The following is a 19,659-nucleotide window of genomic DNA, read 5'->3' as shown; positions in this document are numbered from 1 at the left end:
CCTGCCCTGCGCTTAACCAGTGCCTTTCAGCTTTCAGGTGTCACGTGAGCCAGGACCGGATCGCCGCGCATTTTCACAACTCACTCGTCGCGATGACCGCGGCGGTGGGCGACGAGGCCGTGTTGTCGGCGTCACGCGCGATCGCCGCGGCTTCAATTGCGGCGCTGCGTGACGGTCGCAAGATTCTGATCGCAGGCAATGGCGGCAGCGCCGCCGACGCCCAGCACATCGCCGCCGAGATTATCGGGCGCTACAAGCGGGATCGACCCGCGTGGCCGGCGATCGCGCTCACCACCGACACTTCGGCGCTGACCGCCATCGCCAACGACTACGGCTTCGATCGGGTGTTCGCGAGGCAGGTCGAGGGGCTCGGCCAGCGCGGCGATGTCTTCATCGGCATCACCACGTCGGGCCGCTCACCCAACATTCTCGCCGCGTTGAAGATGGCGCGCGAACGCGGCCTGGTCACCATCGGCATGACCGGGCCGAGCGGCGTCTCGATGGCCGCGTGGTGCGATCATCTGCTGGTGGCGCCCGGCGCCGAGACCGCGCTGGTTCAGCAGATCCATCTGATGGCCGCGCACGCAATCTGCGACGAGATCGAAAGCGTGCTCGGCGCGACAAAGGCATGACGTCGAGCTCCACAGCGCCGCTGCGGCCGGCCGCATTCCTCGATCGCGACGGCGTCATCAACTACAACGACCATTACGTTGGCACGCGCGAGCGGTTTCGCTGGATGCCCGGGATCGCTGCGGCGATCCGCAGGTTGAACGACGCCGGCTACTACGTCTTCATCATCTCGAATCAGTCCGGCGTGGCGCGCGGAATGTTCAGCGAGGACGACGTGCAGGCCCTGCATCGCTGGATGCTGGACGAATTGCGTCCGCAAGGCGCGCGGATCGACGACATTCGCTATTGTCCGCATCATCCAGAGGGCGTCGTCGAGGCCTACCGAAGGGCGAGCGACGACCGCAAGCCGAAGCCCGGCATGATCCTCGATCTGGCGCGCGCTTGGCCGGTGTCACTGCAGGGCAGCTTCGTGATCGGCGACAGTGACATCGACATCGAGGCGGCGCGGGCCGCTGGCATTCCGGGCTTTTTGTTCGAAGGCGACGATATCGACGCGTTCGTCGTGCAAGTGCTCGATCGAATGGCCCGCGGCGCCGTATCGAACTAATCGAGCAGGCGCTCGGCAGCCTCGATCGCCTGTCGGGCCGATGGCGCGCCGGCCTTGCCGCCCAGCACGCTCATCGGACCGCTGCCGACCGGACCGGTCAACCCCGGATCGGTCGAGACATAGATGCCGACCAGCGGCACCCGATAGGCAGCGGCCAGATGCATCAGACCGGTGTCGACGCCGACCACCAGCGCCGCATTGGCGATCACCTGCGCGGTGAGATCGAGGCGCTGCCGCGGCAGCACGCGGCTGCCTTCGATCGCGCCCGACAGCATTTCGGCGAGTTGCCGTTCTGCCTCGGTGCCCCACGGCAGCACGACCTGCATTCCGCGCTTCTGCAGCCAGCGGCCGGTCTCGATCCAGTCCTCCGCGCGCCATTCTTTGGAGGCGCGCGAAGTGCCGTGCAGTAGCACGGCGTAGCCGTTTTCCTCCGCGCGCGGCGGGCGGATCAGGCCGTAGTCGATTTTTGCGGGCGGCTGATAGCCGAGCGCGTGACCCGTGAGCAAGCGATTGCGCGCCACCGCATGGAGGTCGCGGCTTACGGCGTGGGTGACGCCGTAGAACCGCGCAGCGAGAGGCTCGCGGATGCTGTCGGCATCGTAGCCGTGACGTTCGCCATGCGCGAGGCGCGCGATCACCGCGGAGCGGATCAACCCCTGCGTGTCGATCACCTTGTCGAAATCCGGCTCGCGCAGTCGCGTATTGAACGCGCCGATCTCGCGCCAGGTCGCGCGCGAAGCGAGCTTCGATCGCCAGCGTCGCGTCGCCACTGGAATCACCTCCGCGATCGACGGATGCAATTGCGCCAGCGGCGCGAAAGATTCCTCGACCACCCAGAACAGCCGCAATCCGGGAACCGCGCGCGCGGCATCGGTCATCGCGGGCATCTGATGCACCACGTCGCCGAGCGAGGAAGTCTTGATGATGAGAATGTCCGACATTGCCGCCGATGGCCGCCACAACAGCGGCACTCGTTACAGTTTGGCAACCATATTGTCGATTCCCCCTGTGGAGCGCTGGAAAATCGCGAAGATCAGGGGCTTGGCTACACCGCAAGTCCACCGTTTGACGAAAGACTGAGGCCGACCGCGCGGGCGCAGATCCGCAACCTCAACACGGGAGCCCTTCATGACCGTGCTCGTGACCGGCGGCGCCGGATACATCGGAAGTCACACCGTGCTGGCGCTGGTCGAGGCCGGCGAAAGCGTCGTGGTGATCGACAATCTGAGCACCGGCTTCTCCAGCTTCATCCCGGAAGGCGTGCCGCTGTTCATCGGCGATGCCGGCGATGAGAATCTGGTCGAGGGCGTGATCAGGAATCACGGCGTCGACGCCATCATTCATTTCGCCGGCTCGGTGATCGTGGCGGACTCGATGCGCGATCCGCTCGCTTACTATCGCAACAACACCATGACCTCGCGCAACCTGCTGAGCGCAGCAGTTACGTGCGGCGTGAAGAACTTCATCTTCTCCTCGACCGCAGCGGTCTACGGCAATCCCGACCGCACGCCGGTCCCGGAAGAAGCGCCGACCCGACCGCTGTCGCCCTATGGCTGTTCCAAGCTGATGACCGAGATCATGCTGCACGACACCGCATCGGCCTACGGCATGAACTACGTGGCGCTGCGCTACTTCAACGTCGCGGGCGCCGACCCGCAGGCGCGGATCGGGCTCGCAACCGCCGGCGCGACGCATCTGATGAAGATCGCGGTCGAAGCCGCGACCGGCCAGCGCCCGCTGGTCGAGGTCTATGGCGCCGACTATCCGACGCCCGACGGAAGCTGCATCCGCGACTTCATTCATGTCAGCGACCTCGCTCAAGCCCATGGCGCGGCGCTCGGCTATCTGCGCCAGGGCGGCACGCCGGTGACGCTGAACTGCGGCTACGGCCGCGGCTATTCGGTGCTGGAAACCATCGAGGCGGTGCGGCGCGTCGCCGGTCGCAATTTCGCGGTGTCCACCGCCGCCCGTCGGCCCGGCGACATCGTGGCGATGGTCGCCGACACGCGCCGGATACGCGCGACTCTGGACTGGACGCCGCGCTACGACGACCTCGACACCATCGCGGCGGATGCGCTGGGATGGGAGCGCAAGCTGGTCGCGCAGCGCCAAGGCTTTGAACGGCAAGCGATTCCAGCTTAAGTCAGCCCCGCTTCCCTAGCTTTTGGCTTGAAAACCCGGTCCATCAAGGGCAAGGAGGCGTTCGTTACGCACGCCCGCGCGGATCCCGCACAACTGTACCCGGTTTTGTGATCAGGATACGGGCAGCCTCATGGACTGGAGCACTGTCTTTCGGCAAACCGGTTGGCACTTTGCCGAAACATGCTCGGACGCGCGCGACCTGTTCGACGCCGTCGATGGAACGCGGATGACCGACGCCCCACGTAAGATAACGGACGATCCCTACGGCGCGGCGCAGCTCGTGCGTCGTCTGGTGATGGAACAGGCCTCAGTCTATTGGCGTCGCTATCTGCTGGCCTTCAGCCTGATGGCGGTGGCCGCGGCTGCGACGGCGCTGTCGGCCTATCTGCTCGGACAGGTAATCAACCAGGCCTATGTCGACCGCAATCTGCAGGGCATCATGATCCTGTCGGTCGTGAGTCTCGCGATCTTCACGCTGAAGGGGGCAGCGACCTACGGCCAGTCAGTGATCCTGACCCAGATCAGGAACGCGATCCTCGCCAATAATCAGCGGCGGCTGTTCGCCAAGCTGATGCACGAGAGCCTCGGCTTCTTCTCGCAGCGGCACTCCTCGGAGTTTCTCGCGCGCCTGACATCCGGCGCGAACTCGGTCACCGAGGTCCTCAATTTGCTGATCAACGCGGTCGGCCGCGATCTGCTGTCACTGATCGCTCTGGTCATCGTGATGGTCTCGCAGGACCCGTTCATGGCGCTGTTCGGCCTCTTGATCGCGCCGCCGGCGGTGTTCGTGCTGCGCAAGCTGGTGCGGCGCGTGAAGGGCCTCGCCTACACCCAGTTCACCGGTAACGCCGAAATTCTCGAGACCATGCAGGAGTCGCTGCAGGGCATCCGGACCGTGAAGGCGTTCTCGCTCGAACAGACCATGCGCGAACGGATCGACGCCAGCATCAGCGCGGTCGAGCGGAACGCCAACAAGATGGCGCGAGTCTCGAATCGGTCCAGCCCGCTGATGGAGACGCTCGGCGGCTTCGCAGTGGCGGCCTCGCTGATGTATGGCGGCTACCGCGTGGTCGCGACCGGCGCGACGCCGGGGCAGTTCTTTTCCTTCCTCACCGCGTTCCTGCTGGCCTACGAGCCGGCGAAGCGGCTGGCGCGGCTCAACATCGAGCTCAACAGCGCCCTGGTCGGCGCGCGGATGTTGCTCGAGATCGTCGACAGCCCGCAGAGCGAGCCCGACGACAGCGACAAGCCGCCCCTCGCGTTGACCGTGGCGCGCGTCGAGTTCGACAACGTCTGCTTCGCCTATCGTCCCGACGAGCCGGTGCTCAATCACATGAGCTTCACGGCCGAGCCCGGCAAGATGACCGCGCTGGTCGGCCCCTCCGGCGGCGGCAAATCGACCGTGCTGGCGCTGCTGCTTCGGCTGTACGAAGCCGGCTCCGGCGACATTCGCATCGACGGCCAATCGATCGCGGCGGTGTCGCGGCGGTCGCTGCGGCAGCAGACCGCCTATGTCGGCCAGGACGTCTATTTGTTCCGCGACAGCATCCGCGCCAACATCGCTTTCGGCAAGATCGGCGCCAGCGAGGACGAGATCGTCGCCGCCGCCAAGGCTGCCCATGCGCATGATTTCATCATGAGCTTCCCGCTCGGCTACGACACGCCGGTCGGCGAACACGGCGCGCAACTGTCCGGCGGCCAGCGCCAGCGGATCGCGGTGGCGCGCGCGCTGCTCCGCGATGCGCCGATCGTGCTGCTCGACGAAGCGACTGCGGCGCTCGACTCCGAATCGGAAAAGCTTGTGCAGGAAGCGATCGAACGTTTGTGCCTCAACCGCACCACGATCGTGATCGCGCACCGGTTGCACACCATCATGCACGCCGACGCCATCCTGGTGGTCGAAGCCGGCGAGATCGTCGAGCAAGGCCGGCACGACGATTTGTTGCGGCGCAGCGGCCGCTACGCCTCGTTCTTCCGTCTGCAGCAGCGCCACGCCGCGCCGCTGGCGCCCGCAGACACCGCGATCTAGACTCACGAAGACGACGTTTCGCGCTTCCGCGCCGATCACTCGATTTGCAATCCCCAACGGCGAAGGTCAGTCATGAGCAATGCCAACCACGTGATCGCGCCTCCGGCGCAACCCGCGCTGGCCGTGCACGGCGTCAGCAAGACCTTCCCGGTGCGCCGGATCTGGTGCGTGGGGCGCAACTATCTCGAGCATATCCGCGAACTCGGCAATGACGAGCGCAACCCGCCGTTCTTTTTCGCCAAGCACGCCGACATGGTCGCGCCCGACGGCGCCACCATCCCCTACCCGACGCTGACCAAGGACATGCAGCACGAGGTCGAACTGGTGGTGGCGCTGAAAAGCGGCGGGCTGAACATTCCGGTCGACACCGCGCTCGATCACGTCTGGGGTTACGGCGTCGGCATCGATCTGACGCGGCGCGATCTGCAGACCGCGTCGCGCAAGAAGGAACAGCCCTGGGAGATCGGCAAATCGTTCGACCTCTCGGCGCCTTGCGGCGCGCTGCGCCCGGCGTCGGAGATCGGCCATCCGGCGAAAGGCCGGATCTGGCTGTCGGTCAACGGCGCCGAACGACAGAAGGGCGATCTCTCCGAGATGATCTGGAACGTCGCCGAGATCATCTCCAGGCTGTCGCAGCAGGTGCAGCTCGGCGCCGGCGACATCATCATGACCGGCACCCCGGCCGGCGTCGCCGCGCTCGTGCCGGGTGACAAGATCGAATGCGGCGTCGACGGCCTCGGTACGCTGAAGGTGACGATCGGCAAGGCGATGTGAGTTGCGACCGACAACTCCGCTTGCCGCTGGCAAGCCTTTACCAATTGGCATAAGAACTTAGTTATACCAGCCCGTGCTGGGGTCGCTACCAGGTAGCCGATGCGCATTCTGTTCAGCCAGACTGTTCCCTATCTACCTCATGAGTTCGGCGGCGGGCTGACGAATACCGACGCTCTATGCCGGGCTTTGATCGCGCGCCGACACGAGGTGATGGTGCTGTGCAGAGATCTTCGCAGCGGGCTCACGCGGCTGATGCCATGGGCGCGCAAGGTCGATCTCGGCTATCCGGTCACGCGCGTCGACGATCCGCTTGGCGCGGTGCGAGACGTATGCCAGAGCTATCGGCCCGATCTCGCCGTGGTGCAATTCGGCGATATCGCCGGCATGGTCGCGGCGCTGAAGTCGGCGGATATCCCTGTTCTGGCTTACCTGCACGACACCGGAACGGTCGCACAGGTCAAGGGTGGCGCGGACGCCTACGCGGCTTGCTCAAGCAGCGTCGCCGCGGCGCTACGCAACATCGACATCGAGGCCACCGTGCTGCCCGTGTTGATTGATCCGGCCTCCTATCGGGTCCCCGCGCCTGGCAATTTGATCACCTTCGTCAATCCAATTCCGCGCAAGGGAATCGAGATCGCCTTCGAACTGGCGGCGCGGAGGCCCGAAATCGGCTTCCAATTCGTCGAGGCATGGCACTTGCGCGCACGGGTTCGCAAATATCTGCAGCAGAGGATCGCCCATCATGGCAACATCCAGTTGCGTCCGCCGGTGCGGGACATGCGCCAGATCTACGCCAATACACGGCTGATCCTTGCGCCGAGCCTTTGGGAGGAAGCGTGGGGACGGGTGATTTCTGAAGCTCAGGTCAGCGGCATCCCGGCTCTGGTCAGCGACAGCGGCGGCATGCCCGAAGCGGTCGGCGCCGGCGGCGTCGTCGTGGCACGCGATGCGCCGATCGGAGAGTGGGCCGCGGCGCTCGACAAATTGTGGTTCGATGAGGATTTCTACCGGCAAACATCCAAATTCGCGCTCGACCATGCAGCGCGCCCGGAATTTTCCGTCAACGCCATCGCCCATCGCTTCCTCAATCTGATCCAGGGGCATGCAACGCGTCGATGACGACACTATCGGAGCGGCTGACCATCACGCGACGTTTCTTTCGGGAGAAGTATCCATTCGCCTGGGTGCTGGCGGGCTTCTTCGTGCTGCTGGTTTTCTACGGAAAATCGATCACCCAGAATTACTACTATCTTCTGCTGCTTGTGCCGTTTCTTCTGGCGATCACCGCTGCGGAGGCGAAACAGCTGGCGCGGAACGGTGTACTCATCGCACTCGCCGTCTACTTTGCGACGCTGTGGTTTTCGCTGCTCTGGAACGGGCACACCACTCCGGCGTGGACGATATACTACGCGCGAAACCTTCTGGCTGAATTGTCCTTTGTGACGCTGATCGCCTGGCTTCTTGAACACGACCGCAACCGCACAGAACTCCTGGCGAGCCTCTCGTTGGGAGGGAGCCTTTTCATCGCACTTGTCCTGTCCTTATGGGGACAAACGGAGTTCGTCGGCGGCCGGTTGACGCTGTTCATGTGGTCGAACTCGAATACCGGAGCGGCTGTGACCGGCGTGGCGACGCTGTTGCTCGTCAGCGCCTTGTTGAATTGCCGGAACGGGCCGCTGCGATATCTGATTGCAGTTCTGCTGTTCGGACTCTCGATCGAGATCGTTTTTTCGCTCAGTCGCGCCACCCTTCTGGCTGTGATCACCGCCTGCTTCGTTGCCCTTCTCGCACGCCGATCTCTGAAAGCCTTGTTGCTGTTGACCATCCCCCTGCCGGTCGTCATGGCTGCCGCAACTGCCGCGGGGTTCATTCAACCACTGAATTATCTCACGAGAGGCGACTCCGCACGGTTCGAGGTCTGGCGAGCATTCTGGCAGCCGATCTCGGAGCATATTTGGCGCGGCATCGGGATCGATCGGCAATTCGCGCTGGTGTTCGAGATCGCGGGATCGCCCATCGACAATCCGCACAATATGTTTCTGATCGCTCTGTTGTATGCGGGGATTCCCGCGTGCCTTGCCTGGGCTGGCGTTCTGTTCGTGATGGTGAAGTCGGCGGTGCCGATCGCTTGGCGTGGCGGGGACGTGCTCGCCTTGAGTATGGCTGTGTACGTGTTTGTTCATGGTTTGGTCGAGGGCGTGCTGCTGGTCGAACTTGCCAACTGGCAATGGATCTATCTGCTGCTGCCGATCGGCTGCGTCGCAACCGCCGCATTCCGCAACGAGGCTGCGGCGGCTTCGCGTTCGATCGAGGCCAAAGCTTGATTCACGCCGACCCGGCGGGTCTCTGAATGCCCCCTTGCCCAACGGCTCCCGCGAGAGCGGCGCGGCCGGAGCGGGTCGGATCGGCGTTTTTCCGAGTTCGATGTGTTTTTCGAGCGGCGTTCGGCCGCGGGTGTTGCGACGGGTTTCGCACCCCAATCCATCCAACCGCGACTGACGGGTCACGGATCCAGTTTGGTCAGTGCAGATCGCCGATCTTGGCGACCTCCGATCCGGCGGCGTTCAAGCGACCTTGCGTTTGCGCGGCGTCGCGGTCGTCTTCGCGGATTTCTTGGACGCGGTCGGTTTGACAGGCGTGATCTGCGCCAACGACTGCGCAAGCAGCTCGCGTTGAGCGGTCAGCCAGAAGCCTTCAGCGTTGCCGTCCGGGCGGCCGGCGTCGTTCCAGAGATGATAGGCGCGCTCGCGGATCGCCTGTTCCAAATCCTGCATCGAATACTCCTGTTGCGTTGCGGGAGACGATGCCGACGTGCGGTTAATAAAATTTGAATCGGCGGAATTTGCAGCGCGATGCGTGCGCCTGTCAAATGACGTGCAACGACGGGACGGCTGGCGATCGCGACGCCACTTGCTACCGGCTGCGCGCGATGGTCACAGCCCCATCACAACCACCCACACACAACCACCCACGCCTCCGCGTTCTCGCGGCGCGATGCGCCCGAGGTTTGCGCCGTTCGTTTCGCCCTCCTCGAGAAGAGGGCGCGCGGAACGCCGGGTGCCCGATGCACCCGCGGCCTCGTGTGCAAAGTGAAAAAGCACACGAGTTCGAAACCACGGTCACACCGGAGAACATCCGGCGTTCCGCGCGCGGTGGGTTAACGCCTATTTCGCGCTCTCCCCGGTGGACGGCTGTTTCGCCACCGCTCGTGGGTGATTGAGAGATCCCCGCTGTCGGCATCAGGCCGGGGCCTCCACCTCCCACATGACGTCAGCATCGCGACGTCAGGACCACGCGACTTCGGCCGTCCGCGTTCGGCGTGTCGTCTGCCGGGCGGGTTGCGGCCGATCCCGCAACGCCGCTTCGGCCGACGCCGACTGCGTCCACCGCCTCCCGCCCCGCGGATCGTGACGATCGCGAAACGCCCCTCTCATTGGGGCGGGATGAGCGGACTATAATCCTATTTCGATGCGTCTGTCAAGCGACGCTTTCGAGCGCGTCCGGTTCCGATCCGCAGCCGGCCGCGCCGACGCTGAACGCGACCGGGCGCTGACGATGGCGGCGCGCGCGAAATCCGTGGCACCGCGGCCGCAAAGGGCGCACGATGGCGCCACCAATGCCGCGCGACGCGAATCGCAAGCGGTTCCGCCGTCGCGATCGGCAGCAGACGTCCTCAATCCCAGTCGAACAGGAGACCACGATGGCCAAAGGCGAGCAAAAGGGTAATCGCGAGACCAAGAAACCCAAGAAGGAAAAGCCCAAGACCATCGCCGCCGCCCCGAGCCAGAAGACCGGCGGCTGGCAGCCGACGCAGGGTGGCACCGGCAAGAAGAAGTAACAGCGCACGAGACGAGCGCGCCCGCGGACGGGCGCGTCACCTCTCGTCCGTCATTCCGGGGCGCGAGCGTAGCTCGCGAACCAGGAATCCATCATCACCGCGATCCGTGATGAATCGCAGCGCCGCGACTTGTCGCGATCTGTAGCCCGAATGAGCGCAGCGACATCCGGGACGGCGATCGCATTCTTCGTAGGGCGGGTTAGCCGAAGGCGTAACCCGCCGAACAGCCGCAGGGCTTGTCTCGGCGTAATGGCGGATGACGCTGCGCTCATCCGCCTTACGGGCTCTGGTGAGTACCGCGCAGCGATGGCTTGACCGCGATCGACCATCGCCGTATTCTGGCCAGATAATCTAGCCAGAAAGATCCGCCCCATGGCCGAGCGCAGCTGGTCGGTGCAGGACGCCAAGAACCGCTTCAGCGAGGTGGTCGAGGCGGCACGGCGCAGCCCGCAGACGGTGACCAAGCACGGCAAGCCTGCCGTCGTCGTCGTCGATGTGACCGAATACCAACGCCTGCAACAGCTCGAACGCGCCCACGCGCCGTCGTTCGCCGATGTGCTGCTGGCGATGCCGCAGGACGACCGCGACTTTTCGCGCGCCGACGTGCGCATGCGCGATCTCGATCTGTGATGTTTCTGATCGACACCGTGACGCTGTCCGAACTGCGCAAGCGGCAGCGCGACCCGCAGGTCGTCGCGTGGTTCGAGCGGCAGCGAACGGCCGACCTGTTCCTCAGCGTCATCAGCATCGGCGAAATCGAGCGCGGCATCGCGCGGCAGCGCACGACCGACCCGGACTTCGCACGCGCCCTCGCCGCCTGGCTCGACCGCGTTCTGACCGTCTATGGCGAGCGGATCGTCCCGTTCGATCTGCGCGCGGCCCGGCGCTGGGGGGCGCTGAGCGCCGCACTCGGCAACGACAGCGCCGACCTGATGATCGCCGCCACCGCACTCGAACACGGACTCACCGTGGTGACCCGCAACGTCTCGGATTTCGCACCGACAGGGGCGGCGGTGGTCGATCCGTTCAGTTCGTAGGGCGGGTTAGCCGAAGGCGTAACCCGCCGAACAGCCGCAGGGCTTGTCTCGGCGCAATGGCGGATGACGCTACGCTCATCCGCCCTACGGGCTACGCCGAACCTTAAGATGTCGCCTCTTCAACGCTTGCTCGCCTGCCCATCAATGACTATTTTGCAGTCATTGACTGATGGAGGCCGGCATGGCGGTGATGACGATCCGGAACATCGACGACGCCATCAAGCAGCGGCTGCGGGTGCGCGCCGCCGTCAACGGGCGCTCGATGGAAGACGAGGCGCGAGACATCCTGCGTTCGGCGCTGTCGACCGACGAGCCGCGCGCGCGCAATCTCGCGCAAGTCATCCATGAGCGGTTCGCGGCGACGGGCGGCGTCGACCTCCCCGACACGCCGCGCGAGGCGATCCGGCAGCCGCCGGATTTCGGCGAATGATCGTCCTTGATACCAACGTCATTTCCGAGCTGATGCGTCCAAAGCCGGATGCCGCGGTGATGGCATGGATCGGCGAACAACCGATCGCCGGCTTGTTCACCACGAGCTTGACGCAGGCGGAGATCTTCTACGGCCTGGCGCTGCTGCCGGAAGGACGCCGCCGCGACGACCTGATCGCCGCCGCGCGACCGATCTTCGAGAGCGACCTCGCCGGTCGCGTGCTGCCGTTCGACACCGACGCCGCAGACGCCTACCCGGCCATCGCGGCGAGCCGGCGACACAGCGGCCAACCCATCAGTCAGATCGACGCCCAGATCGCCGCCATCGCCCGCTCCCGCGGCGCCCGGCTGGCGACGCGCAATGTTGCGGATTTCGCCGAGTGCGGGATTACGGTGGTTGATCCCTGGAGGGGGAGGTAGCGGTCCACGTAGCTTGGATGAGCGCAGCGACATCCGCGACAGCAAGCGCATTCTTCGTAGGGTGGGCTAGCCGAAGGCGTAACCCGCCGAACAGCCGCGGGGCTTGTCCGGGTGCAATGGCAAATGACACCGCACTCGGCCGCCCTACGGGCCGATGAAGTTATCATCGGCCGCCCGCCGAACTGGAGACTGCGGGCAACATCAATCCCTCTGCCAGGTATCACGATACTACAAGTCCAAAACAAAGCGAAATCTCGCATAAAGCTATCAATATCTTCAAATGCCGCTTAACAGTGTTCCCGAATTGTTCTATATTTCAGCATGACCAAGAAAATTACCTCCAGCCAGCTCTTGGGAGAAATCGGCGAGACTTCGGTTCGTCTGCGCTTCCTTCACATCGGCTTCCAATTCGACGGGCGCTCGCGCCTGGAAGCTGGGGTCGATGGAATTGCGGAGGTCATGGACAAAGGTAAGCCTCTGGCCCGAATGATTGCAGTTCAGGTCAAAGCCACCGAAGCAGCGCGATACACCTCTGAAGATGAGACCAGCTTCAGCTACCTATTACGTTCAACCGACTTGGCGTATTGGAGAGGATCGAACCTTCCTGTAATTATAGTTCTCTACCGGAAATCAGATGATACTTTTTATTGGAAGGAAATTGCCGGCAAGGTCGACGATGACGATCGTAGACTTCAATTCGATAAGATCGTTGATGTACTAGATGAACGCGCCGTCGATCGACTGGCCGCTCTAACCGTCCCAAAAGCTGGATTCGGTTACTATGTCCCCCCAATTGGGGGCGGCGAAGACGCGCTGGTTAACATCCTGCCAGTGCAATACCCATCAGAATTATTCGTCTCGTCTACTCCTTACACGCCCAAGAAGGCGGCTGCGATTCTTCTAGAAGGAGACGAACCTCGCTTCGATTGGGCAATCAAAGGCGAAACATTCTGGTCATTTAGCGACCCCCGTGAATCAGTCTGCCGCCACATTGTCGATCCCGATCAAGTGGAAGCGATAGCAACATCTTTCCTAGCATTTCACGAAGATAGCCACGAACGGAATAATTTCTCTTTCTTGCTGCGCAAGACGCTGGACCATCAATTTCGCAAAGACCTATCATGGGATAAAGAGCGAAAGATATATTACGCTCGCGCCTTCTCAGAAAACACACCGCGCTCATTTTCTTACGGGGCATCGAAAAAGAGAACTTCAACCGAAATAGTGAACGTGTCCGAGAACAAAATTGAAAAGAGCAAGATCGATTTTGTTCGGCACCACGCCTTCATCCCGCGATTTGAATTACTCTACGATCAATGGTACCTTATTGTTAGCCCTACCTATTTCTTCACAACTAATGGATTTATCCCGCATTCCTATCCATCCGCACTGTTAGCTGGCAAGAAACGGCTGGACAACAGCGCATCGCTACGAGGGCAAGTCATTATGTGGCATCGCTTTCTGACTCAGTCCGAGCGCGATCAAGAGAGCCTCTTTGCAACACCGGCACCAGAGCAGCGATTGAGGTTTGGCGAGCCTCCTACGGTCACTCTCTCAACGCGAGTACCTGAGGACGTTTGGGGAGCTCAAAAGAGGCGCACCACTGAATCAGATGATGGACAGGAGCGCATGTTCGGATGAGATTCGAAACGAAGATATTCGACGAACCCCACCTTGAGTTTGGTGACAAACATCATCATCCGGACCCCCGACTAGGACTGTTCGAAGCTGGACCTCTTCAAACCCCTTTAGGAGACGCCATTAAAATCGCAGTTGTTGGCAGCGCCAAGACTGTGGAGAATACGAAGGAATTTCTTGCGGACGCATCGGCCGGCTTTACCGGCAGCGGCGAGAAGCATCCTAATCTACATCCAGATTTTCCTGGCCTGGGAAATAGAAATCCCTTCCGCTGCAAATTCGAAATCGAGGAGGGGGCGACGGCGGCAATTTCTCAGTCCAAAATTGATAAGATTAGGAAAGAGCCCAATCACACAAAGGCCGTGGAATTAGCTGTCGATGAGATCGTTCAACAGCTTGAGACTCTCGACGAGAGCAGCCGCCGCCCCCACGTGGCGATTATCGCCTTACCCGTCGAACTGATCGAGCGCGTTTGGAATGCGAAGGTCGATTCCAAGGCCACAGTCGAGAAGGATGATAGTGGCGGCTCGGACGCGCCAGACTTTCGCGGAATGCTCAAAGCAAAAGCGATGGGGCTTAGCTTTCCGATTCAGATCGTGTGGGAAGACGTACTTGATGAGAGCGCCAAGATTCCCCTGAAGGTCAAAGAAAGTCGATCCAGAAAGATCCAAGAGCAAGCAGATCGAACATGGAATCTCCTTACCACGCTTTATTACAAAGGGACTGGACGCATCCCTTGGCGAAAGATGCCTCAGGACGGCGAGTTCAGAGCTTGCTATATCGGCATTAGCTTCTACCGCGAAGTGGGTGGCCAACAGCTATTCACAAGCGCGGCGCAGATGTTTGATGAAAGAGGTCGCGGCTTTATTCTCAGAGGAAAGCGATCGCAGACTGAGAGTCGAGGGCGCCATCCTTACATGACTCGGGAGGACGCCTTTGAACTCATCCGAGATGCACTGTCGGCCTACAAGAACCACCACAAACATTACCCTGCACGTGTCATAGTCTTCAAGACTTCTCAGTTTCGAGAAGAAGAGGCGGCAGGCATTTTTGACGCGATTGACGAAGCGGGCGCCGAACTTCGTGATCTCGTTTGGATCCAGGAATCATACTCCGTAAAAGTACTTCGGGATGGAAACTATCCAGTAATGAGAGGAACTTTTGTGGAGCTGGACGGAAAGGGCCTACTTTATACAAATGGAAGCATTCCTTACTATGGGACTTATCCAGGTCAGTACGACCCGCGCCCACTTCTGCTTTGCCCATACCAAGGGAGTGACAGCACAGTCGCACAGATCGCAGGAGAGGTATTGGCTCTAACCAAAGTCAATTGGAATTCCACACAAATGAATCAGAAGTTACCAATTCCAATTCGCGCTGCCCGTGCAGTTGGCGAAGTACTGAAGTACACAACAAATCAGAAGATCAGCTCGGACTACGCTCGCTATATCTAACAGCTCAGGTGAAAAGCGCCTCTACTTCGAACACCTTGTCGCGGTCGATTTTTCTAGCTAGCGAAAAGCCCCGGAGCATCGCTCCGGGGCTTCGTTTTTCCGATGGATGGCCTGGTCAAGCCCGGCCATGACGCTGTGCGATAACGACAGCGGCAGTGCGAGATGGCGGCGAGCGCAGCGACCGCCGCCCTCCCCCATCAATACCGATAATGATCCGCCTTGAACGGGCCCTCGACCTTGACGCCGATGTAGTCGGCCTGGTCCTTGCGCAGTTCGGTGAGCTTGACGCCGATCTTGGCGAGGTGCAGGCGCGCGACCTTCTCATCCAGCGACTTCGGCAGGACGTAGACTTCCTTCTTGTACTTGCCGTCCTTGTTGTTGGCGAACAGTTCGATCTGCGCCAGCGTCTGGTTGGTGAACGACGCCGACATCACGAAGGACGGATGGCCGGTGGCGTTGCCGAGGTTCACGAGGCGGCCTTCGGACAGCAGGATCATCCGCTTGCCGTCCGGGAAGGTGATCTCGTCGACCTGCGGCTTGATGTTGTCCCACTTCAGGTTCTTCAGATGCGCGATCTGAATCTCGTTGTCGAAGTGGCCGATGTTGCAGACGATGGCGCGATCCTTCATCGCGCGCATGTGCTCGATGGTGATGATGTCCTTGTTGCCGGTGGCGGTGACGAAGATGTCGGCGATCGGCGCCGCATCTTCCATGGTCACGACCTGATAGCCTTCCATCGCCGCCTGCAGCGCGCAGATCGGATCGACTTCCGACACCATCACGCGGGCGCCGGCCTGGCGCAGTGACGCCGCCGAGCCCTTGCCGACGTCGCCGAAGCCCGCGACCATCGCGACCTTGCCGGACATCATCACGTCGGTGCCGCGGCGGATGCCGTCGACCAGCGATTCACGGCAACCATAGAGGTTGTCGAATTTCGATTTGGTGACCGAGTCGTTGACGTTGATCGCCGGCCACAGCAGCGTGCCGGCCTTCTGCATGTCGTAAAGGCGATGCACGCCCGTGGTGGTTTCCTCGGAGACGCCACGGATGTTCTTGGCGATCTCGGCGAAGTAACCCTTCGGCTTGTCCTTGAGCTGCTTCTTCAGCAGCGCGAAGAAGATCACTTCCTCATCGGAGCCGGGCTTGTCGAGGAACGCGGTGTCGCCGTTCTCGGCGCGCAGGCCGAGATGGACGTACATGGTGGCGTCGCCGCCGTCATCGAGGATCATGTTCGGGGTGCCGCCGCCGTGCCAGTCGAACATCCGGGCGGTGTAGTCCCAATAGTCCTCCAGGCTCTCGCCCTTGATGGCGAACACCGGAATGCCGGCGGCGGCGATCGCCGCGGCGGCATGGTCCTGGGTCGAATAGATGTTGCAGGACACCCAGCGCACGTCGGCGCCGAGCGCCGTCAGCGTCTCGATCAGCACCGCGGTCTGGATCGTCATGTGCAGCGAGCCGGCGATCCTGGCGCCCTTCAGCGGCTGCTTCGGGCCATATTCCTCGCGCGTCGCCATCAGGCCGGGCATTTCGGTCTCGGCCAGCGAGATTTCCTTGCGGCCGAACTCGGCGAGGCCGATGTCCTTGACGATGTAATCGGTGAACTTGGCGGTCATGAGTACTTTCCTGAACGGAGTAATTCGGAAACGTCGATACGAAGCGAAATCGAACGTTTTGTGACGAACCGCAAACGAAACGTCATCCTGAGGTAGGCGCACGCTCGAGCGGGACGATGCTTCCTCGAATCATCATCCCGTTCGAGATTCCTGTCCGAGCATGATCTTTTCCGAAAACCGGCATCCGCTTTCCGGGATCATGCTCTCGTGCGCGCCTCGAAGGAGCGCTGCGGGCACTTCGCTGGGTCATCCGTCGAGGCTCGCCGAACACGGCGAGCACCTCAGGATGACGGCAGACGCCTCCCCGGCGATCGGCCGGAGAGGCGGAACGTCTTCTTAAACCGCGCGCTTCAGGGCGTCGGCAAGATCGGTCTTCTCCCAGGAGAAGCCGCCGTCGGCGTCGGGCGTGCGGCCGAAATGGCCGTAGGACGAGGTCCGGGCGTAGATCGGCTTGTTGAGGTCGAGATGGGTGCGGATGCCGCGCGGGGTCAGGTCCATCGCCTCGGCGACCGCCTTCTCGAGCTTGTCTTCCGAGACCTTCCCGGTTCCGTGGGTGTCGATGTAGATCGACAGCGGCCGCGCCACGCCGATGGCGTAAGCGAGCTGCAGGGTGCAGCGGTCGGCGAGGCCCGCGGCGACGATGTTCTTGGCGAGATAGCGCGAGGCGTAGGCGGCCGAGCGGTCGACCTTGGTCGGATCCTTGCCCGAGAACGCGCCGCCGCCATGCGGGGCCGCGCCGCCGTAGGTGTCGACGATGATCTTGCGCCCGGTCAGGCCGGTGTCGCCGTCGGGGCCGCCGATGTAGAACTTGCCGGTCGGGTTGATATGCCAGATCGTCTTGTCGGTGATCCAGTCGGCCGGCAGCGCCTGGCGGACATAGGGCTCGACCCGCTCGCGGACCTGGGCCGAGGTCATGTCCTCGACCAGATGCTGGTGCGACACCACGATTTCGCGGACGCCGACCGGCTTGCCGTTCTCGTACTGGATGGTGACCTGGCTCTTGGAGTCCGGGCCCAGCACCTTCTCCTTGCCGGAATGTCGGGCTTCCGAGATCAGCCGCAGGATCTTGTGGGCATAGAAGATCGGCGCCGGCATCAGGTCGGGCGTCTCGTTGGTGGCGTAGCCGAACATGATGCCCTGGTCGCCGGCGCCCTCTTCCTGGTTGGTGCCGGGCTGCAGCGCGTCGACGCCCTGCGCGATGTCCGCCGATTGCGGATGCAGCAGGATTTCGATGTCGCAGGTCTCCCAATGGAAGCCTTCCTGCTCGTAGCCGATGTCCTTGATCGCGGCGCGGACGACGCTCTCGATCTGGTCGTTGGTCACCGAGGCCGGTCCGCGGGTCTCGCCGGCGATGACGACCTTGTTGGTCGTTGCGAGCGTCTCGCAGGCGGCGCGGATCGCCCAGGGGCTGATCCCCGCCTTCGGCCCCTCGCGGAAGAACAGATCGACGACCTCGTCGGAAATCCGGTCGCAGACCTTGTCCGGATGTCCTTCCGACACCGACTCACTCGTGAACATGTAAGACGCGCGCATCACCAACCCCTGTATCCGCCGGATCCGGCGGCGCTTTCGTGAATGATATCCCTGAAATGTCAGTCGCGACGGCGCGAGATGACGTAGGATTCGTCGTAAAACCAGAGCCCGCTGTGCTTGCGCAGAACTTCCCTGGTAGCATCGAGATACTGGCCGCCCTGGGTCATCTCGGTAAGCCGATCATCCTCGATCTGCGCGACATACACCGCCGCATTCCAGGCTGCAAAGGCCGTCGAATTGCCAATCGACCCGGTGACCTCGTTTGGCAGGGCTTCCATATCATAACGAAAGATCGACCGGCTATCCGCATATGCGTTAAAGTTGAGGTCCCTTCCGGCCGATCCGAGCTCGTATTTGACCGCACGTAGCAGTTCGTGGCGGCTCACTGAGAACGGGTTTTCCTCCGGCCACACCGACTGGACGATTTCCAGCCCCGGATCGTGCCCGTGGGAGTGAATTCCGATCAGCCGCCCCCCCGGCCCGCAACGCACGCGCCAGCGGCGCGATGATGCGTTTGGCGCGAAAATTCACGCTGGATTTGGCCCGATAGGGCTGCGAGGCGATGATCAGGTCGAAATTCGCCTCGGTCCGCCCTGCCCGCGGGATCACCGAATCGAGCAGGAAGCGATGGTCCTCGCGATACAGAACGATCGCCACCGGCCGCTCATAGACCGGCATTCCGGAGCGCGGGCTGACGCTGGCGCGCCAGTTTTCCTGCAGAAACGGCGCCAATTCGGCGATCTGGGTCTCAAACTCGCCGGATGAAGCGCCGCGCAACGGCACTTCATGCCAGATCATCCCGGCCGCCGCTGTCGGCGAGGCCGGCGTCAGCCATGGCGCTTCGGCGTAATACATATTGGTGAGAACAAAAACCGTCGCCGGGTGCTCGAACAGCCGGTCCGGGACCTTGTCGAGCGTCAGGCGGACGTCTTCAACGCTGAGTTCCTTGCCCGCAACATAGAACGGCATATGCGGGAACCGGCCATGCATCGCACGCAGAACGCGCGCCAGCACGGTCCCGTCTCCGCAGCCGGCGTCGAACACGCGCAGCGCGGGCGGCCGGGGATGGATGCTGGCGAGTTCCAGCGCGACCCGGTCGGCGACCACCCGCTTTTCGCTGCAGGTGTGGACGAACAGCAGATACTTCTGCCGATTCTCGAAGAACCGGAAGTTGCCGCGGGCGTCGCGCCGCTCCGGCGGCACCACCAGCCCCCGCGGCGGCGGCGCGGTTCCCAGCCCCGCCGCGACGAACGCCTCGATCCGCTCCAGCGTATCGACGGTGATGCGTTTGCCCTCGCGCAGCCGCTGCACCAGCTTGCCGTCATTGACAGCGCGGCGGCCGAACGTGGTCTCGGCCATGCCCGCCTGACGACAATAGTCGGAAATCCGGCTGAGGAGCTGGTCGTTTTTCATCATTCGGCGGTGGGCAGAACGGAATCGGACAGGAAGCGCACCATCACCTGCCCACCGCCGGAATGCAACCGGGCGATCGCCGGACAAAACCTCGGCCACCCCCATGGAATTCATGCACCGTCATTTGGAAACACTGGTCTTTCTGCTAAGAGGCCCCGGCGC

Annotated in this window: 18 protein-coding genes and 1 pseudogene; 14 read left to right on the top strand and 5 right to left on the bottom strand. The window is 62.4% G+C overall.

The window, feature by feature from the left end; all coding sequences use genetic code 11:
* The first annotated feature begins 44 nt into the window (after positions 1-44).
* Both BMY71_RS15380 and BMY71_RS15375 read left to right on the top strand, forming a co-directional pair.
* Complete coding sequence (locus BMY71_RS15380) at positions 45-632, top strand: D-sedoheptulose 7-phosphate isomerase (RefSeq protein WP_092684862.1); 588 nt, start codon at positions 45-47, stop codon at positions 630-632.
* Positions 629-1,177, top strand: coding sequence for a D-glycero-alpha-D-manno-heptose-1,7-bisphosphate 7-phosphatase (locus BMY71_RS15375; RefSeq protein WP_092684860.1), 549 nt, complete (start codon positions 629-631; stop codon positions 1,175-1,177). Before BMY71_RS15380 ends, BMY71_RS15375 begins: the two co-directional genes overlap by 4 nt.
* Here the strand turns inward: BMY71_RS15375 and waaC are convergent.
* Positions 1,174-2,118 (bottom strand): lipopolysaccharide heptosyltransferase I, encoded by a 945-nt coding sequence (waaC, locus tag BMY71_RS15370; RefSeq protein WP_092684858.1) that lies wholly within the window; start codon positions 2,116-2,118, stop codon positions 1,174-1,176. The genes BMY71_RS15375 and waaC overlap by 4 nt on opposite strands.
* 187 nt (positions 2,119-2,305) lie before the next feature.
* Here waaC and galE point away from each other — a divergent pair, with 187 nt between their 5' ends.
* The 5 genes from galE (at position 2,306) to BMY71_RS15345 (ending at position 8,446) form a co-directional block, all read left to right on the top strand.
* Entirely contained in the window at positions 2,306-3,319 is a 1,014-nt protein-coding gene (galE, locus tag BMY71_RS15365; protein ID WP_092684856.1) for a UDP-glucose 4-epimerase GalE, read from the top strand.
* A 226-nt stretch (positions 3,320-3,545) separates the two neighbouring features.
* Positions 3,546-5,348 carry an ABC transporter ATP-binding protein gene (locus BMY71_RS15360; RefSeq protein ID WP_092685025.1) on the top strand — a complete coding sequence of 601 codons (1,803 nt, stop codon included), beginning with the start codon at positions 3,546-3,548 and terminating at the stop codon, positions 5,346-5,348.
* 72 nt (positions 5,349-5,420) lie between these two features.
* Positions 5,421-6,122, top strand: a complete 702-nt coding sequence (locus tag BMY71_RS15355) for a fumarylacetoacetate hydrolase family protein (protein WP_092684854.1) — start codon at positions 5,421-5,423, stop codon at positions 6,120-6,122.
* A gap of 99 nt (positions 6,123-6,221) precedes the next feature.
* Entirely contained in the window at positions 6,222-7,241 is a 1,020-nt protein-coding gene (locus BMY71_RS15350; RefSeq protein ID WP_092684852.1) for a glycosyltransferase, read from the top strand.
* Positions 7,238-8,446: an O-antigen ligase family protein gene (locus tag BMY71_RS15345; RefSeq protein WP_092684850.1), complete on the top strand. Its 1,209-nt coding sequence runs from the start codon at positions 7,238-7,240 to the stop codon at positions 8,444-8,446. Before BMY71_RS15350 ends, BMY71_RS15345 begins: the two co-directional genes overlap by 4 nt.
* Positions 8,447-8,686: 240 nt before the next feature.
* Here the strand turns inward: BMY71_RS15345 and BMY71_RS15340 are convergent, their stop codons facing one another.
* Positions 8,687-8,896 carry a DUF2934 domain-containing protein gene (locus BMY71_RS15340; protein ID WP_092684848.1) on the bottom strand — a complete coding sequence of 70 codons (210 nt, stop codon included), beginning with the start codon at positions 8,894-8,896 and terminating at the stop codon, positions 8,687-8,689.
* Positions 8,897-9,822: 926 nt separating this feature from the next.
* Here BMY71_RS15340 and BMY71_RS24930 point away from each other — a divergent pair.
* From BMY71_RS24930 to BMY71_RS15305, 7 genes are all read left to right on the top strand, one after another.
* Positions 9,823-9,960, top strand: a complete 138-nt coding sequence (locus BMY71_RS24930) for a hypothetical protein (protein WP_011440492.1) — start codon at positions 9,823-9,825, stop codon at positions 9,958-9,960.
* 372 nt (positions 9,961-10,332) lie between these two features.
* Positions 10,333-10,590 carry a type II toxin-antitoxin system Phd/YefM family antitoxin gene (locus tag BMY71_RS15330; RefSeq protein ID WP_092684846.1) on the top strand — a complete coding sequence of 86 codons (258 nt, stop codon included), beginning with the start codon at positions 10,333-10,335 and terminating at the stop codon, positions 10,588-10,590.
* Entirely contained in the window at positions 10,590-10,997 is a 408-nt protein-coding gene (locus BMY71_RS15325; protein WP_092684844.1) for a type II toxin-antitoxin system VapC family toxin, read from the top strand. Before BMY71_RS15330 ends, BMY71_RS15325 begins: the two co-directional genes overlap by 1 nt.
* Positions 10,998-11,178: 181 nt before the next feature.
* Positions 11,179-11,427: a FitA-like ribbon-helix-helix domain-containing protein gene (locus BMY71_RS15320; protein WP_092685023.1), complete on the top strand. Its 249-nt coding sequence runs from the start codon at positions 11,179-11,181 to the stop codon at positions 11,425-11,427.
* On the top strand, positions 11,424-11,846 hold the full coding sequence (locus BMY71_RS15315; protein ID WP_092684842.1) for a type II toxin-antitoxin system VapC family toxin: 423 nt from the start codon (positions 11,424-11,426) through the stop codon (positions 11,844-11,846). Before BMY71_RS15320 ends, BMY71_RS15315 begins: the two co-directional genes overlap by 4 nt.
* 321 nt (positions 11,847-12,167) lie before the next feature.
* Positions 12,168-13,487 (top strand): DUF4365 domain-containing protein, encoded by a 1,320-nt coding sequence (locus tag BMY71_RS15310; protein WP_092684840.1) that lies wholly within the window; start codon positions 12,168-12,170, stop codon positions 13,485-13,487.
* Complete coding sequence (locus BMY71_RS15305; protein ID WP_092684838.1) at positions 13,484-14,938, top strand: argonaute/piwi family protein; 1,455 nt, start codon at positions 13,484-13,486, stop codon at positions 14,936-14,938. Before BMY71_RS15310 ends, BMY71_RS15305 begins: the two co-directional genes overlap by 4 nt.
* A gap of 197 nt (positions 14,939-15,135) precedes the next feature.
* On the opposite strand, the gene ahcY is transcribed toward BMY71_RS15305, so the two are convergent.
* The 3 genes and pseudogenes from ahcY to BMY71_RS15290 form a co-directional block, all read right to left on the bottom strand.
* The gene (gene ahcY, locus BMY71_RS15300) at positions 15,136-16,551 is read right to left on the bottom strand and encodes an adenosylhomocysteinase (RefSeq protein ID WP_092684836.1); all 1,416 of its coding nucleotides are present in this window, start codon (positions 16,549-16,551) and stop codon (positions 15,136-15,138) included.
* A 336-nt stretch (positions 16,552-16,887) separates the two neighbouring features.
* A complete protein-coding gene (metK, locus tag BMY71_RS15295) occupies positions 16,888-18,084 on the bottom strand; it encodes a methionine adenosyltransferase (protein WP_092685021.1) in 1,197 nt (398 codons plus the stop codon).
* 59 nt (positions 18,085-18,143) lie between these two features.
* A pseudogene (locus tag BMY71_RS15290) lies at positions 18,144-19,497 on the bottom strand (hypothetical protein).
* Positions 19,498-19,659: the final 162 nt, after the last annotated feature.

The sequence above is a fragment of the Rhodopseudomonas pseudopalustris genome (assembly GCF_900110435.1).
Classification (GTDB): Bacteria; Pseudomonadota; Alphaproteobacteria; order Rhizobiales; family Xanthobacteraceae; genus Rhodopseudomonas; species Rhodopseudomonas pseudopalustris.
This window is presented reverse-complemented; position numbering and strand designations above follow the sequence as displayed.

Bases quoted from the DNA above. Each gene is read 5' to 3' on its own strand.
- BMY71_RS15320 (WP_092685023.1), top strand. From the start codon at position 11,179: ATGGCGGTGATGACGATCCGGAACATCGACGACGCCATCAAGCAGCGG.
- BMY71_RS15355 (WP_092684854.1), top strand. From the start codon at position 5,421: ATGAGCAATGCCAACCACGTGATCGCGCCTCCGGCGCAACCCGCGCTG.
- BMY71_RS15345 (WP_092684850.1), top strand. From the start codon at position 7,238: ATGACGACACTATCGGAGCGGCTGACCATCACGCGACGTTTCTTTCGG.
- BMY71_RS15315 (WP_092684842.1), top strand. From the start codon at position 11,424: ATGATCGTCCTTGATACCAACGTCATTTCCGAGCTGATGCGTCCAAAG.
- metK (WP_092685021.1), bottom strand. From the start codon at position 18,084: ATGCGCGCGTCTTACATGTTCACGAGTGAGTCGGTGTCGGAAGGACAT.
- BMY71_RS15330 (WP_092684846.1), top strand. From the start codon at position 10,333: ATGGCCGAGCGCAGCTGGTCGGTGCAGGACGCCAAGAACCGCTTCAGC.
- BMY71_RS15375 (WP_092684860.1), top strand. From the start codon at position 629: ATGACGTCGAGCTCCACAGCGCCGCTGCGGCCGGCCGCATTCCTCGAT.
- BMY71_RS15360 (WP_092685025.1), top strand. From the start codon at position 3,546: ATGACCGACGCCCCACGTAAGATAACGGACGATCCCTACGGCGCGGCG.
- BMY71_RS24930 (WP_011440492.1), top strand. From the start codon at position 9,823: ATGGCCAAAGGCGAGCAAAAGGGTAATCGCGAGACCAAGAAACCCAAG.
- BMY71_RS15310 (WP_092684840.1), top strand. From the start codon at position 12,168: ATGACCAAGAAAATTACCTCCAGCCAGCTCTTGGGAGAAATCGGCGAG.
- BMY71_RS15305 (WP_092684838.1), top strand. From the start codon at position 13,484: ATGAGATTCGAAACGAAGATATTCGACGAACCCCACCTTGAGTTTGGT.
- galE (WP_092684856.1), top strand. From the start codon at position 2,306: ATGACCGTGCTCGTGACCGGCGGCGCCGGATACATCGGAAGTCACACC.
- BMY71_RS15350 (WP_092684852.1), top strand. From the start codon at position 6,222: ATGCGCATTCTGTTCAGCCAGACTGTTCCCTATCTACCTCATGAGTTC.
- BMY71_RS15340 (WP_092684848.1), bottom strand. From the start codon at position 8,896: ATGCAGGATTTGGAACAGGCGATCCGCGAGCGCGCCTATCATCTCTGG.
- BMY71_RS15325 (WP_092684844.1), top strand. From the start codon at position 10,590: ATGTTTCTGATCGACACCGTGACGCTGTCCGAACTGCGCAAGCGGCAG.
- ahcY (WP_092684836.1), bottom strand. From the start codon at position 16,551: ATGACCGCCAAGTTCACCGATTACATCGTCAAGGACATCGGCCTCGCC.
- waaC (WP_092684858.1), bottom strand. From the start codon at position 2,118: ATGTCGGACATTCTCATCATCAAGACTTCCTCGCTCGGCGACGTGGTG.